This is a genomic window from Nitrospira sp., assembly GCA_037045225.1.
GTDB lineage: Bacteria > Nitrospirota > Nitrospiria > Nitrospirales > Nitrospiraceae > Nitrospira_A.
The window spans coordinates 3,963,611-3,977,352 of record JBAOHZ010000009.1 but is presented as its reverse complement, the minus strand read 5'-3'; the positions used below and the strand labels follow the sequence as shown (position 1 = coordinate 3,977,352).

Genomic DNA, 13,742 nt, shown 5'->3' with positions numbered 1-13,742 from the left:
GACGCGACACTCCTCTATTCATACCGCACTGCCCGGTCTCGGGCAAGATGTCGTTCGGACGGCGGCGGCGTACCAATCTACGGTCCTTGGGCTGATACGCCATGCAATGGCGGGTGAAGGCTCCGCTGAGACCATCCACTCGATTCGCACCCATTGCCGGAGACTGCAAGCCGTACTGGAGCTCTGTGATGATCGTGACCGCGCCGCCGTGATGGCTCAGGCCGTGAGTCGCTTGAGTCGGCTGCGGGCCTCACACGTGTTCCGGGAATATCTGATGAAAATTGAGGCTCCCGAGTCGGACATCATGGCCGCCGAGGTCTGGATCGCGGGACGAGAACACAAGCTGGTTCGCGCGCAGGCCTATCACAAGATTGAACAGGTGGTCTGGAAACAGGCGATTCCGCTGATCACTCCCGCGGGTCTTTCCCTGAAGCGCCGCCTGGAAGTGTTGAGGCATGAACATGAGCGTGCGCTCTCGCAGTTGATCGAGAAGGCTTCGGAAAAGCCTCGTCGCAAACGGCTCCATGCGTTACGTCTCAGACTCAAGACGATCCGGTATCAGACGGAATGGTTGCCGGAACGAGCCGCGATCAAACACGATGTGGTGAACCGGATTAAGCAGGTGCAGGCCTTGTTGGGGCGTTATGAGGAATTGGCTGATTTCAGGCGTTGGGGTAAGAGGCTGAACCTCACCGTGCAGGCACGTATCGAACGGGATTGGAAGCGGGCCCGCCGACGAGCGAGACGAGTACCGGGAGAGTTAGCCTGGTTGCCGGATCTCCTGGCATCCGGACGCCTGTGGATGGGAGTGGATCTGAACGAGACGTTACTGAGCCGGAAGGACGTCTGACTTTTCTGATGATGGAAGGAGCAGACGAAATCCGCCGGGCACGATTTTAATGCTTCCGCTCGCCGGCCCCTCCCCGGCCAGTTTGCTATTCAATTGTTCTATGCAACGGTTCATTTCACCGTCGTGCAGTAAGGCATCGTTTCCCCACAACAGGGTACTGAGTTCCTCGCGAGGCACCACGCTTCCGGCGCTGTTGACCAATCGGCGTAAGGTCTTCCATTCTTCCGTGGAGAGGATGAGCTTGCGCCCACGGTAGTCCACCGCATAAAGATTCTCGGTGAGTGCAAGGTCTTCGCCGAGCTCCTCCTCCTGCCCTTGCCCTTGTTGCGTTCGACGGAGGAGGGCGCGTACTCGCGCGACCAGTTCGGCCGCTCCATACGGCTTGACGATGAAATCATCCGCCCCACTATCAAGCGCTTCAACCCGGCTTTCCTCTGAAGAATAGCCGGACAGTACGATGAAGGGAATATGCTTCGTAGAGGGGTCTTGTCGCAGACGCTTGCATATTTCACGTCCGTTCAGGCCGGGCAGATTATCATCGGCCACGATCAACGAAGGCTTGATGCGCCAGACATCCTGCATGGCGGAGGGTCCATCGAATGCGACGTTGGTGCGGAAGGATGCCTGACGAAGGATTTGATCCAGTAGCTTGGCTTGGCTGTGATCGTCTTCGACGATTTGAATGATTTCTAATCCCATGTCGGCACTCCCCTGGCTCCTCATCGGTTGCGACCAGGCAAAACTTGAGTGCTACTCACTTGGGTTGCCGGATCGGACGAAGCGGTGGGCTACTTGGAGGCGCCGAGGATGCGCTGGAGCTGGGCCATCCAGGACGATCCCTCGCTGCCGTGCTCCCGTTCACGAGTCGATGCAGGTCGGCGGCTGTCCAGGCGGTCGAGTCGTTCGGCGACGTCCTTGAAAGCAGGTTCTTCCCGTCTGATCCAGCGGTAATGCTCAAGCGCGTCCTCGATTCGTCCCAAGGACTCGAGTGTGCGCGCGAGCAGATACCGTACCTGGATCGTATCGGCGGACGTGCCTCGTTGCGCCTGTAAGGATTTTTGAAATGCGGTGACGGCTTCCTCGGATTGGCCGAGGGCCTTCAGGCAAATGCCGACTTGCGCCATGGCCCTGAAGGTGAAAGAGGCATCCAGGGCGGCAAGGGAAAACTGCTGCAACGCATCTCTATGCAACCCGACTTTCTTAATCGCCAGGCCGCGTTCGTAGGCCTCCTGCGCATCACGACCGGACGGATGGGCTGTCGTTGCGGTCGCCTGCGCATTGTTGACCGATCGGTCGGCGGTGCCGGGAGCAGAAACGGAGTGTGCCGCAAACGTGGCGAGCTCAGTCTGCTCCGCTAACTCCTGTTCCGGCGTCATGGCCGTCAGCGCATCGGCGCCCGCGAGCGGGAGAATGCCCCCTTTGCTCCGGTCTTTCGCCGCTTCTGCCACGATCTTGCTGGAGAGAAAGGGGGCTCCCTCCGCGTACCCGTAGGTCAGGGACGTATCGCACAGTTGGTTGATCAGGCGTGGAATGCCCCCGCTGAGCCGATGAATCATCCGAGTGGCGTGCTGGGTGAAGATCGGTTCCTCGCGGCCCGCCACCCGCAAACGATGGGCGATGTAGCCCATGCTGTCTTCTTCCTGAAAGGGATCGAGACTGTAATCCACCATGACGCGTTGAGCGAACTGGGTGAGATCTTTGCGTTGTAGAAGCTGTCGCAGGTCCGGTTGCCCGGACAAAATGATCTGGAGAATAGGTGCCTTGTCCTTATTCAGGTTGGAGAGCAGGCGCAGTTCTTCCAGCAGATTCGCTCCGAGATTTTGCGCTTCATCGACGATCAAGAGCACCCGCCGTCTGGCGATGGTCTCTTTCGCGAGGAATTGCTCAAACTCATAGAAGGCCTGCAGTTTGTCTGGGTGTGCTCCGCCCAGACCGAATGCCAGCAGAATCCAAGGGAGCAGAGTATCCATGCCCGGATGGGTATTGGTGATCAACCCGGTCGTGAAATGGCGCTGATGCTCAGCCAGGAGTTGTTGCAGAAGGGTCGTTTTCCCCATTCCTGGCATGCCTGTGAGCACGACAAAGCCTGCTTCGTTGAGGAGGCCGTATTCCAATGTCGCCATCGCAAGCCGATGTGTGTCTCCCCGATAGAGGAAATCAGGATTCGGTGCAAGCGTAAAGGGCCTGAGCTTCAGGTTATAAAAGGCTTCGTACATACTCTCCTACTTACGGGACAACCGTCTGAAGGTCAATAGCATTCGTGCTAGAGCTGATGGGCAGCACCGCTGCTCAGGCTTCGCACTGCCAGAAAACAGGCGCGGGTGCCCGGGCTGATGAGAGACGCCTCGTTGAGCACCAAGAGGCCGTTGCCACGGAGGCAGGGCGGAGGCACCTCCTCTACCGTCACCGCACCGGACCGCTTATGCTGAAGAATTTGTTTCATGGTGTGAAGGGACGTGCGTCGGTATTGTCCCGCAAGTAACGGCTCCCATTCAACAGCTGCCGGACCTGCGTCCAAGCCCATACCGGTTTGTACATCGGCCGTTCGAGCGATCAGACGAGTTTCTTCATCTCAGCCGGGCCGATCCCCGCCCGCCCTGCTTTGTTCAAGACCGTGCCAAGTATCGGGGTTGAGTGCTTCACCAACGACAACGCCCGTTCGACATCCTCGGCTTTCGTATGCCCTTCTTCGATGACTAACAGCAGCGCGTCGATATAGGGTGTAAAGGCCAGCACGTCGGATGTGTTCAGGAGCGGCGGCAGATCAAACATGATAATCCGCGAGTGGTAGCGATGTTTCAGCTCTTCCACCAAGGCAATCATCTTGGGGGAGGTCAAGGCCTCGGCCGAGTGGGGAACAGCACGTCCGCCCGGAAGCAGCACAAATCGGCCGATGCCGGGATGGATCAACAGATCTTCAAGCGGGGTATCGTCGAGGAGATAGTTGGCCAAACCTTCGCTGGCTCCGAGATCGAACACTTCGTGGATCGTGGGACTCTGGAGATTGGCATCCACGAGCAGGACCGATTGGGTGACGTCCATCGCCAGGCTGATGGCAAGGTTCACTGCCGTAAGCGTTTTGCCCTCCCCCAGGCCTGGGCTGGTCACGCCGATGACGTTCCAGCCCTTCTCGCGCATTCGATGAGTGATCTGTGTGCGAAGAATCTTGAAGGCATCGACGAACTGCCCGCCCCCAAAACCAGCAATGATGCGACGCTCCCGCAACACCGCTTCAGGAATGTGGAGCGACCGTGTCCGGGTGTAGACGATTTGAGCAGGAGCTGTTCGAGCGGACGGACCGCGGTTGATCCTGGACGCCGGACGATTCTGGGGCGGTTGCTGTTTGTATCGATCAAGCGCGGCTTGAAACCATTCCATGGCAATCCCCTTTAATTCGTTCTTCGTGAAATGTTCCGACGATCGTGCATCACCTATGACACCTGACCACGATCATTCCACGCCGAACCGCTTCAGCGTTGCGTACCAGAGCACATCCAAGGGAGTCCAGAAGAGATGACTCACGAGCAGGAGCAAGGCCAAGGCCCCTAAGCTTGCGGCACGAATCATTCTTCTGCGTTTCAACGCGCGAGTGAGGTCTTCCCTATTCGGCATGTAGGGAATAACCGCGAGCGGAAAAGCCTGCGTCAATCGAACCACTTGTTCCGGCGTGCGAATCGAGCGGTCGAGGTGCTCCACGACGGCCGCGCTTCCTGCGCCGCCCGCCAACGCCAGGATGAACCCCAACAATACAATGGCCTTCCGGTTCGGTTTTTCAGGTGACTCCGGCAGCCCCGGCGGATCGATGAGCGAAAATCGTTCGCCTTTTCGTTGCACCTCAAGGCCTTCCGATACCTTGGCTTCCAGGAGTCGCGAGCGAATGTCCTGGTACTTTTGAGACGAGGTGTCGCGGTCGCGCGCGAGAACGAGATAGTCCGGTTCCAATTCCGGTGTCCGCTCAATGCGTTTGGCATAATCCTGGAGGCGCCGCTTGATGGTCGTGCGGCTGGTTTTCAGCGCTTCCAGCGAAGAATTCACCGAATTGAGTTGCGCCTGAATGTTGATGTAGGCCGGGTTCTCAGGCCGTTGCATTGGCTTGTTAGCTGGAGTGGTCCCGATCCGGCGGAGCTCCCGCTCGAGCGCCCCGATGGTTCGGGTGGCCTGAAGCACGTCGGGGTGGTCTTTCCCCAGACGGTCGGCGAGTGTGGCCTGCCTGGCTCGCGCATCGATCAATTGCTTGGCGATCTCCTGGGTTTCCGGATTCGCGCCGGTTTCCGTCTCCAGTGCGGAGATTTCCTGCTTCATCTTGATCACGTCCGGATGATCGGGGGAAAGGTTTGCGCTCGCACCGGCATACTCGGCCCGGAGCCCGCGTAATCGCTCCACGCTATCGAGGATACGTTCTCCGGTGACGGACAGGATGGGCGTATTGGGTTTGATCGTCGCCAATTCTCCATCGAGATACGACTTTCGCTCCTCAAGGCTGCGGATCTGCTGATCGAGATCCATCAGTTCACGGTCCGCCTGGTTCATCATTTGGAGATTCAACGGCATTAACTCGGGCAACGCACCGCTTGCCCGCTGTTTGAACTTGGACAGCTTGGCTTCCACTTCCTCGATATGCGCTGCAAGGCTCTCCGCCTCCTGTTTGAGAAAGGTGGTGGTCTCCTGCGCCTGCCGTTCGCGGCTCTTGAGATTCTGACCGAGAAAGAGGCTGGTGAGCTCATTCGCCACGCGTTGGGCCATTTCAGGCGATCCGCTATTATAGGAAACAGTGAACGCGATGGTTGCCTTGGTGGCATGTTGGGTCCGTTTGTCGATGACGTCTGCACTGATCACTTCTACTTCGATATCCTTGATAAAGCGCTTAACGACCTCTTCGGTGGGGTTTTCACGTCTCATGTCGGGATACAGATTGTACTGTTCTACGACTTTCCAGAGACTGGAACGACTCATCACCTGCTGCTTGATCATTTCAATCCGTTGGTCGGCATAACTCGTGATGGTGCTGTGGACCAATTCTACCGGAACCTCCTGTTCTTCGATAAGAATGGTCGCGGTGGACTTAAAGGTCGGAGGCCAGAGAACCGCCGCCGCTAAGCTGAGACACAGGAGCATCCCTGCTGCGAGGAACACAACGGCTCTTCGACGCTTGAATATTGCAAAGTAATCTCCAAGATTGATCGTAGATTCTGGTTCTTGTGATTGCGGTTCACCTGCCATGGAATGTCCTCTTTCCTAATTCCTAAGCCTAATTCGAGATGGCCAGTTTCGGCGGATAATACGTCAACATGATCATGAGGGTATTGGCCATCACCGGCTCATTAAAGGTCTCCGCATCACGCCAGCGATAACTGTAGGAAGCCTCGGCCCTCCACCATTCCGAAAAATGCCATGCCAACTTAGGGGTAAGATAAAAGAGCCGCTGCTCCTGCAGCGTGCCTCCTCGAGCCTGACCGGTCACCCCTGACACGATATAGCCTGAAGCATCTAAGGAAGCCGTCAAGGCGTCGGTCAGGTTATAAGAGGTGAAGGCTCCAATACGATCAGTTTGGAGTAAGAGGCCAAACCCGCTGGGAAAGATATCACGGGTCACGCTCAGTTGCAGGCTCGCTTGCTCGAACTGTTGCGTCAGACTTGCCCCGTACACCCAGATCGTGTCATTTGTCGTCTGACTAAACCCGCCGATCTGGTTCGTGGAACTCACAAATCGTGGTCCACCATAGGCCGTGGCTTTCAAGCCTTCCGTGAAGATGTGAGTGAGGGTCAACATGGCTCCTGGGTAATAGGCTCTAAGTCCAAAAGGAGCATTGGTGGTATGGAAGTTGGTGTAGGTTCCAGCAATTTGCACATCGTCACGTTCCGTCACGTGATAGAGGAACCCGGCTGTACCCCCGAACACCTGATAGTCGACCAGCCCGAGACGGAGGCCGTCTTGATAGCTTGCATCGCTGAACTGGAATGTGCTTTGAATGCCAAACTTTTCAGTGATCATTCTTGTCCAACTCGGATTCAGATTCCACAGGTTTCGTTGGGTGAATCGCAACACGATGCCGGTCGTGAATAATTCCCCCATCAAGGTGTTGTCCCTGGTGAATCCGCCGGTGAATCCCCATTCATCTCGCTCTGTCCGGTACTTCAGCGTCAACGGCAAAAATACATTCGTGAATCGGTTGGGCTCGCCACCATAATAGTCCACGAAGTCAAGCGCGGCTCTCCCACTCACCTCAAGGCGTTCTGTTTTTCCTGCAAACTCCGCCGCAGGAGAGATCCAATAACCATAGGTCGGATCGTGCGGCAACGGAGTCAATAACAGATTGTCATTGTAGGTCGCCTTGGTGCTCATCGAGGGCGTCAGAGACCATTCGGCCGCGAGACAGGGAGTGGCGATGGTCAAGACGAGAGCCACAATCGCACAATAAGACAGGTGCCTTCTGGCCTGCCCATCTCTCAAAGCTCTCTTACAACTGAGCGACGACAGCTTCACGAGTTACGGCACCATCACGACGTCGCCGCGCTGTAAGATAATATTCTGCTCCAGATCGGTTCCTTTTCGCACATCACCGTAGCGAAACGGAAAGGTCTGCTGCTGCCCCATGACCCGGCGCACGACCTTGATGTCGTTTTCTGCCGCAAAGGGTGTCAATCCTCCCGCGAGGCTCAAGGCTTGGAGCACATCGGTATAGTGACCGACGAGGAACTCACCGGGTTTCGCCACTCTCCCGACCACATACACCTTGTAACTCAACGGTTTGATGACGGCCACCGTGATGTTGACCGCAGGAATATATTTGATCAATCGTTTGGCGAGGTCTATGCGCAGCTCCTCCACCGTTCGCCCTTCAGCCGCCACATCTCCAACCAAGGGAAATGAAATCATGCCATCCGGCCGGACGACGACCTCTCTCGTCAAGTGCTCGTCTTTCCAGACGGAAATGAGGAGCACATCTTCGGGGCCGAGTTGATACCCCTGGTCGGCAGTCGGTGCCTCCTGAGATGTGCTGCGCACGTCAGCGTATTGGCAGCTCACAGTGGAGGTCAGGCACAGCCCGATGATCAATCCGAACGCGATTCTCTGAACGATCTGAAAACTGCACGGCATGGTTCACGACTCCTATCCGCTCGTCCTGGCGAGCAACTGTTGCGCTTCACGTCGGCCTTGGAATTGTTCTGTGCTCTTCAGCGCTTTCGCGAGATACACCTTGGCTTCGACATTGCGGCCTGACTGATAGAGTGCCGCGCCGAGGTGATAATTGAGGATCGGGAGATCCGGGGCTTTCACAACTGCTTGCCGCATAATGCGAAGTGCATCTTCGAGATGCCCCATTTTTAGCCGCACCCACGCCAACGTATCGAGAAACAGCGGGTGTGGAGCATCTTTTTCGAATTCACGGCTCAATAAAAACGCACGCTCCAAGTTTGGCGCATCGCTTTTGTGATCTGCTAGCAGCGACGCGAGATTGTTCGCCGAGAAAATATTGCGCGGATTCATGCGCAGCACCGCGTCATAGGCCATGATGGCCTCATCGACCTGCCCTTGGCTTGCCAACACCGAGGCGAGCAACATGTGCAACTCTTCACTGGATGGGTTTGCGGACAAGCCTTCTTTCAACGTTCGAATCGCGCTGTCCGCCTGTCCCTGTGAAAGCGAGAGAGTCGCCGAATCGAGCCAAGGAGTGACCCAGGTTGGATTGATTCTGGTCGCCTCATTAAAGTGGCCCCTGGCCGAATCCTGTCGTCCGATGAGGGACAACACCTCTCCCATCAAGCCGTGGGCGTACGGATGATTGGGATGAGCGGCAATGATGGCCTCCAGGCGGCGTCTCGCACGCTCAGGCTGTTTATTGTGAAGATCAAGTTGGACGACGGCTACCAGGGGCTCCTGCGCATCGGCTGCCATGATCACCGCTCGCTCATAGGCGGCGATGGCACGGGCAAAGTCTTTTTGGCTCTCGTATAACTTGCCCTCCGCCATAAGGAGAGCGGCGCTTTCTCCCTCCAATTGCCGTAGACGGCTCAGAATTGATGCGGCATGATTCCAATCGCCGTCCGCAAGGTCTAAGCCAAACAAGAGCTCCATCGCTTGCCGATGGTCGGGGTGAGAGTGCAGGATGTCCTTCAGGCGTACCCTGGCGCGTCGCGATTGCCCACTCCGATTGTCCATTCTCACTAGCCCCAATCCCGCCTCTACCAGTCCGGGTTGGAGTGCCACGGCCCGTTCGAAACTTTCGCGGGCCAACGCCGAGTCCCCTATCATAAGATACGCTTGGCCGAGGAGGTGATGCACATGGGCAAGTTCCGGCTGATCACGAAGGACGGTTCGAAATGCCTGCACCGCCCCTTTCCCGTTTTGTCCGATCAAAGCCACCTTTCCCTGCAAGATCAATCCTTGGGCCGAACGCGGATTTTGCCGCAATACTTCCGACAGTCGTCCCTCGGCTTCTGTCTGACGCCCGGCGTTGAAGTCGAGTTGCGCGATTTTGACCTGGGCATCCAACCCCGCCGGCTTTTTATCGTAGTCCTTCGCAAGCGTTTCATACACCCGTTTCGCTTCCGCGAGATCATTATGGGACTCATACAGCGCGGCTCGTGCGAACGGTATTTGAGTGGAATAGGGCAGCTGCTTAGCAGCTTGTCGGAGTGCGACCTGCGCTGCGTCCTTTCCCTGACGTATACTCAAAAAGTCAGCCAGGGCCAACCAGGCCTGTTCGTTCTCGGGGAACACCGTTAACGCTTCGCGCAGCACCCCTTCGGCCTGGTCAGTTGCGTGGCGCTGGTCGAAAAAGCGAGCCAGTGTCAGCCGAGGGTCATAGAGCGTGGGTTCTTCCTGAATCATCTGACGCAAAACCTGTTCGGTGCCCTTGTCGTCGTGGGCTTCGTCGAGGATGGTTTTCAGATTGCGCAAGAGATCCAGGTGATGCGGATGCGCCTGAAGCGCACGTTGCAACGTCGCCCTGGCCTCTTGCAAGCGGCGCATCTGGCCATACAACGTGGCCAGGAGAATGGCGACATCCGGCTCGGTCGGGTATTGTTTGCTCAACGCCTCCGCTCGGACCCTCGCCTGATCCATCTTGTCCTGCTGCGCGAGCAAGGCGATCTTCAATGCCTGAGCCTGCGGGTCTTGCGGGTGTTTTTCCAGAACCTTGTCCGCGGCTCGTCCCACCTCATCCACCAGTTTGGCTTCGAGATAATACTTGGCCAAGACAATGAGGGCCTCTTTGTGGTCCGGTACGATCTCGATGACTTGCTGGTAGTTGGCGACCGCATTGCGCCAGTTTTTTTCCTTTTCCTCGACCTGCGCCACAAGGAAGTAGGCGTCCGCATCCTTAGGATCGATCTTCAGCACGTTGCGGAGGGCGACTCGTGCCTTCGGGAAGTTGCCGGCCTGGATATAGTCCTGCGCCTTGCTTCGATATTGCGCCTTCCGCTCCTGAGGCCCTCCACAGGCCGATAACGTGAGTAGCAAGGCCAGCGTGACCATGGCCGCGCAAGGCTTGAAGGAGGAAGGCCATAGGCCGGTCATCGGGATCATACGATGCACTGGTTGTCGTGAATCTATAGCCATGCTCTCACTCCCAGTCCAAATAGGATCCATAAAGACAGGAATCCGAATTGTTTCACTCGATCGACGAACGTATGAAGCAAGAGCTCGAACGAGAAGTATAAGACGATCAACTTGGCGGCGAGGATGCTCAGCGTCGGCATATCTGCGCGCATTTCCGGCAGCAAGGGGACGATCAAGGCGAAAAACACCATGAGGTAGTCCAATGGGGTGGTCTGAAATCGATTGCCGCGACTGAAGCGCATGCTTATTAAGACGAGAAGCGCAATAAGGGCCAAGAGCGAATTTTTCGTGACATAGACCGGCCAGATGTCAGGTATGTCGGATTGCTCCCCCATGTACATGAGAAAGGCACTGCCGACATACAACCCTCCCCGCACGAAGTGGGAGCGATATTGTGGCATGAACCACATTCCGGCAATGACAATCCCAAAGAGACTCAGTGCGGCGTATCCGACATCCATCGGTACCTGACCCGGCAAGAAAACATTAAAGACAAGAAAGAGGGGGACGACGACGGCCAGAAATCGAGGAGCCATGTCGCTGAGCCACAATGCTGCCCTGGCCAGTTTGGTGTCGGAGAGGACCCGGCCGTTCGATGCCATTGACCACGGAGCACGGCGACGCTCAGTCGCGATAAACAGAGCGAACATGGCGAAGGCAAATGCGCCATACATGGTGAGAATCAGTGCATCAGATTGCCAACGGAGAAGATACGCCAGACCTACCATCACCGCCTGGATCGCGTAGATCACGATGACGGCTTCGTAATGCGACAATCCAAGGCCCAGCAGCTTGTGGTGTACATGGTTTCGGTCGCCGATGAAGGGTGATCGGCCCTTCACAAGCCGCTGTCCCATGACCGCAAGTGTGTCGAGGAACGGCAACCCCAGCACCAGCAACCCGACGGCCCCAGGGAAGGGAGCACGCGCTGGGTCGTTCAAGAGGAGAACGAGCACTCCCATCGAGAACCCCAACAACTGACTTCCCGCGTCACCCATAAAAATGTGGGCCGGATAGGTGTTGTATCGCAAAAATCCCAATAATCCGCCTAAGAAACCGGAGGCCAGTACCAGCACCGTCAGATCATGCGACAGGTATGCCAGGTAGGCGATACCCGCAAAACTGAGGAATGCCAGCCCCCCGGCTAACCCATCAAGGCCGTCGGAGAGGTTGACGGCGTTTGCAGCCCCGACCAGAAATACCACCGTCAGGGGTACCGTCAGCCAAAGCGGTGCTTCTTGTTCATAGAAAAACGGGATCTGCTCGAACCGGATATGACCAAAGGCGACCACCACGAAGATGGCCAACAATTGCCCGACGAGTTTGATTCTGTAGTTCAAGTTGGCACGGTCGTCCCAAATGCCGAATCCCAGAATGATCGAGGCACTCACCAATACCGGCGCAATGATCGGATCTTGCGGTACCCAGAAGAAAATTGAGAGGAGTGCCGCAAAGCCAAATGCGATGCCGCCGATCCGCGGAATCGGATTCGCATGGACCTTTCGCTCGCCCGGAAGGTCCATGAAGCTCCAACGCCCCGCGTTCAACTGCAGTGGCGGGATCAAGGCCATGCAGATGAACAGGGAGGTAATGAAGCTGAAAAAGACGGCGCTGGTCATGGTTAGTCCGGAATATACCGATTGAGTTGAGGTTGAATACTTTTGGCAAATTGCAATAATCGCTGTTCGACCTCTCGCTCATCTTCACCTGGATCGACGGCGGCGGACAGTCGAATCAGGGCTCCGTCACTGCGTTGTCTGGTCATAGCGTCCCAGAATAAATACAGTTTCACCAGATATTCGTTCGAGAGAATGCGCTCGCGCTGCTTAAACCAATAGACCACCAGCTGTTTCTGTCGATCCTTTTGGATCAGCACACGATTGACTGGTTCGGTGAGTCCATCCATCGGCAGATCCACCGTTCCTTTAGCTGTGATCTCCCACCCGCCACCGGGAATGCAGCTTTGCGGAGAATGGGCGGATTGGCCCTTTCGCTGAGATTGGTAGTAGGCTATGTACAGCGTCAGCGGCCCACCACCCGGTGCTGCATAGTCAGCCAGCAAATAATCATCAAACCGCAGGGCTGAAATGAGTTGAGGTTCCACCGGCTGTGGACTGCCCTGCCACTCCCCGATGCGCATGGAAAAATCCATAAACGCCGAACGATCGGGAATGATCTCCGTCCGTTCCCCGAACGACGGAGCCAATACCGCAACGGGAAGAATCAGGGCTAAACTCCCGACATAGGCGGGCACCCTGGGCTGCATTCCGGGTACAATGCCTGGCGTGATCGTGGCCACTCCTGTCGATTCCGGAATGATTTCCCATGAGAACCGTTCCAATAGTCCTTTTGACCCAGGCAGCGCTTGGACTTTCGATAAGACCCACATTTCGAGGACGAGGAGGCCCAGGGTGGCGAGGAACAAGACCCAGCCTTCGAAGAGATGCAAAAATCCCTCGGCCGCCTGCGGACCATAAAATTCCACGAGCACCCCAACGATCCCGATGCGAAGGCCATTGATGAAGATCGAAACCGGAAGGGCCGATACCACGAGCACGACGCGTTTCCACAGGCGATCGCGGTAGAGATAGGCGCACAGAAGAGCCAGGGAGGTGAGCGGAAAGAGATAGCGGATACCGCTGCACGCCTCGGCAACTTGCAATTGGACGGGACCAAGATCGATCACGTTGCCTTCTCGAAATGCCGTGACTCCGATCGCCTGCAGAAAACCGACCCCCAAAGCCGAGGACCACAATTGCAACTGGTTTGAGAGTGTATTGTAGAGGAACACCGGGAGAGGGATGGTCGTTAACAAATAGCTCAACGGGAAGGCCAGCACTCGCATCGCGGGACGGCCGATGAAGGACAGGACGACGCCAATGATCACAATCCATAAGGAGAGATGGAGTACGACGTAGAGCGTGGCATAGTCGCCCAGGATAAAGAGCAGCATTCCGATGGCAACAAGCAGCGGCCCCCACCAGGATGGGGAGATTCCGACCCTCGACACCTGTGGCCATCGTTGCCAAATAAGAACCGCACTGATGATCGGGATAAATGGCCCATGGCTATAGTCGTCTCGTCCCCATTGGACGAATAGAAACACTAAGCTGTCGGCGTAGATGTAGCCCAAAACGGCTACAGTCAGTAATCCGATGACAGCCACTGAGCACCTGGATGTAATACTAATCCTCTCCCCCAGCCGGGGGAGAGGAAAGAAGATGGTGAGTGATGAAAGTCCTGATCGTTTCGCCGGAAGTGAGGTGACCGCTAGGCACCACGAAGAGCGAAACAATGCGGGCGAAAGAAACGCAAGCCCGCGGCTTCGGA

At 56.5% G+C, this 13,742-nt stretch carries 11 protein-coding genes; 1 reads left to right on the top strand and 10 read right to left on the bottom strand.

Translation table 11 applies throughout. From position 1 onward, the window contains the following. Positions 1–106: 106 nt before the first annotated feature. A complete protein-coding gene (locus tag V9G17_19570; GenBank protein ID MEI2754798.1) occupies positions 107–850 on the top strand; it encodes a CHAD domain-containing protein in 744 nt (247 codons plus the stop codon). On the opposite strand, the gene V9G17_19565 is transcribed toward V9G17_19570, so the two are convergent. The 10 genes from V9G17_19565 to xrtD all read right to left on the bottom strand — a co-directional run bounded on the left by V9G17_19565 (position 827) and on the right by xrtD (position 13,578). Further along, the gene (locus V9G17_19565) at positions 827–1,549 is read right to left on the bottom strand and encodes a response regulator transcription factor (protein MEI2754797.1); all 723 of its coding nucleotides are present in this window, start codon (positions 1,547–1,549) and stop codon (positions 827–829) included. The two genes, V9G17_19570 and V9G17_19565, sit on opposite strands and share 24 nt — an antisense overlap. Before the next feature lie 89 nt (positions 1,550–1,638). Next, on the bottom strand, positions 1,639–3,066 hold the full coding sequence (locus tag V9G17_19560) for an AAA family ATPase (GenBank protein MEI2754796.1): 1,428 nt from the start codon (positions 3,064–3,066) through the stop codon (positions 1,639–1,641). Positions 3,067–3,113: 47 nt separating this feature from the next. Beyond that, a complete protein-coding gene (locus V9G17_19555; GenBank protein ID MEI2754795.1) occupies positions 3,114–3,293 on the bottom strand; it encodes a hypothetical protein in 180 nt (59 codons plus the stop codon). A 110-nt stretch (positions 3,294–3,403) separates the two neighbouring features. After that, complete coding sequence (locus V9G17_19550; GenBank protein MEI2754794.1) at positions 3,404–4,228, bottom strand: CpsD/CapB family tyrosine-protein kinase; 825 nt, start codon at positions 4,226–4,228, stop codon at positions 3,404–3,406. Positions 4,229–4,300: 72 nt separating this feature from the next. Then, positions 4,301–5,983 carry a hypothetical protein gene (locus V9G17_19545; protein ID MEI2754793.1) on the bottom strand — a complete coding sequence of 561 codons (1,683 nt, stop codon included), beginning with the start codon at positions 5,981–5,983 and terminating at the stop codon, positions 4,301–4,303. Between the two features lie 115 nt (positions 5,984–6,098). Next, positions 6,099–7,256 carry a hypothetical protein gene (locus V9G17_19540; protein MEI2754792.1) on the bottom strand — a complete coding sequence of 386 codons (1,158 nt, stop codon included), beginning with the start codon at positions 7,254–7,256 and terminating at the stop codon, positions 6,099–6,101. 81 nt (positions 7,257–7,337) lie between these two features. Beyond that, positions 7,338–7,949, bottom strand: a complete 612-nt coding sequence (locus tag V9G17_19535) for a polysaccharide biosynthesis/export family protein (GenBank protein ID MEI2754791.1) — start codon at positions 7,947–7,949, stop codon at positions 7,338–7,340. Positions 7,950–7,961: 12 nt separating this feature from the next. Next, positions 7,962–10,412, bottom strand: a complete 2,451-nt coding sequence (locus V9G17_19530; GenBank protein ID MEI2754790.1) for a tetratricopeptide repeat protein — start codon at positions 10,410–10,412, stop codon at positions 7,962–7,964. Beyond that, positions 10,403–12,031 carry an MraY family glycosyltransferase gene (locus tag V9G17_19525; GenBank protein ID MEI2754789.1) on the bottom strand — a complete coding sequence of 543 codons (1,629 nt, stop codon included), beginning with the start codon at positions 12,029–12,031 and terminating at the stop codon, positions 10,403–10,405. Before V9G17_19525 ends, V9G17_19530 begins: the two co-directional genes overlap by 10 nt. Positions 12,032–12,033: 2 nt before the next feature. Beyond that, complete coding sequence (gene xrtD, locus V9G17_19520; GenBank protein ID MEI2754788.1) at positions 12,034–13,578, bottom strand: VPLPA-CTERM-specific exosortase XrtD; 1,545 nt, start codon at positions 13,576–13,578, stop codon at positions 12,034–12,036. Positions 13,579–13,742 lie beyond the last annotated feature (164 nt).

Bases quoted from the DNA above. Each gene is read 5' to 3' on its own strand.
- V9G17_19570 (MEI2754798.1), top strand. From the start codon at position 107: ATGGCGGGTGAAGGCTCCGCTGAGACCATCCACTCGATTCGCACCCAT.
- V9G17_19565 (MEI2754797.1), bottom strand. From the start codon at position 1,549: ATGGGATTAGAAATCATTCAAATCGTCGAAGACGATCACAGCCAAGCC.
- V9G17_19560 (MEI2754796.1), bottom strand. From the start codon at position 3,066: ATGTACGAAGCCTTTTATAACCTGAAGCTCAGGCCCTTTACGCTTGCA.
- V9G17_19555 (MEI2754795.1), bottom strand. From the start codon at position 3,293: ATGAAACAAATTCTTCAGCATAAGCGGTCCGGTGCGGTGACGGTAGAG.
- V9G17_19550 (MEI2754794.1), bottom strand. From the start codon at position 4,228: ATGGAATGGTTTCAAGCCGCGCTTGATCGATACAAACAGCAACCGCCC.
- V9G17_19535 (MEI2754791.1), bottom strand. From the start codon at position 7,949: ATGCCGTGCAGTTTTCAGATCGTTCAGAGAATCGCGTTCGGATTGATC.
- V9G17_19530 (MEI2754790.1), bottom strand. From the start codon at position 10,412: ATGGCTATAGATTCACGACAACCAGTGCATCGTATGATCCCGATGACC.
- V9G17_19525 (MEI2754789.1), bottom strand. From the start codon at position 12,031: ATGACCAGCGCCGTCTTTTTCAGCTTCATTACCTCCCTGTTCATCTGC.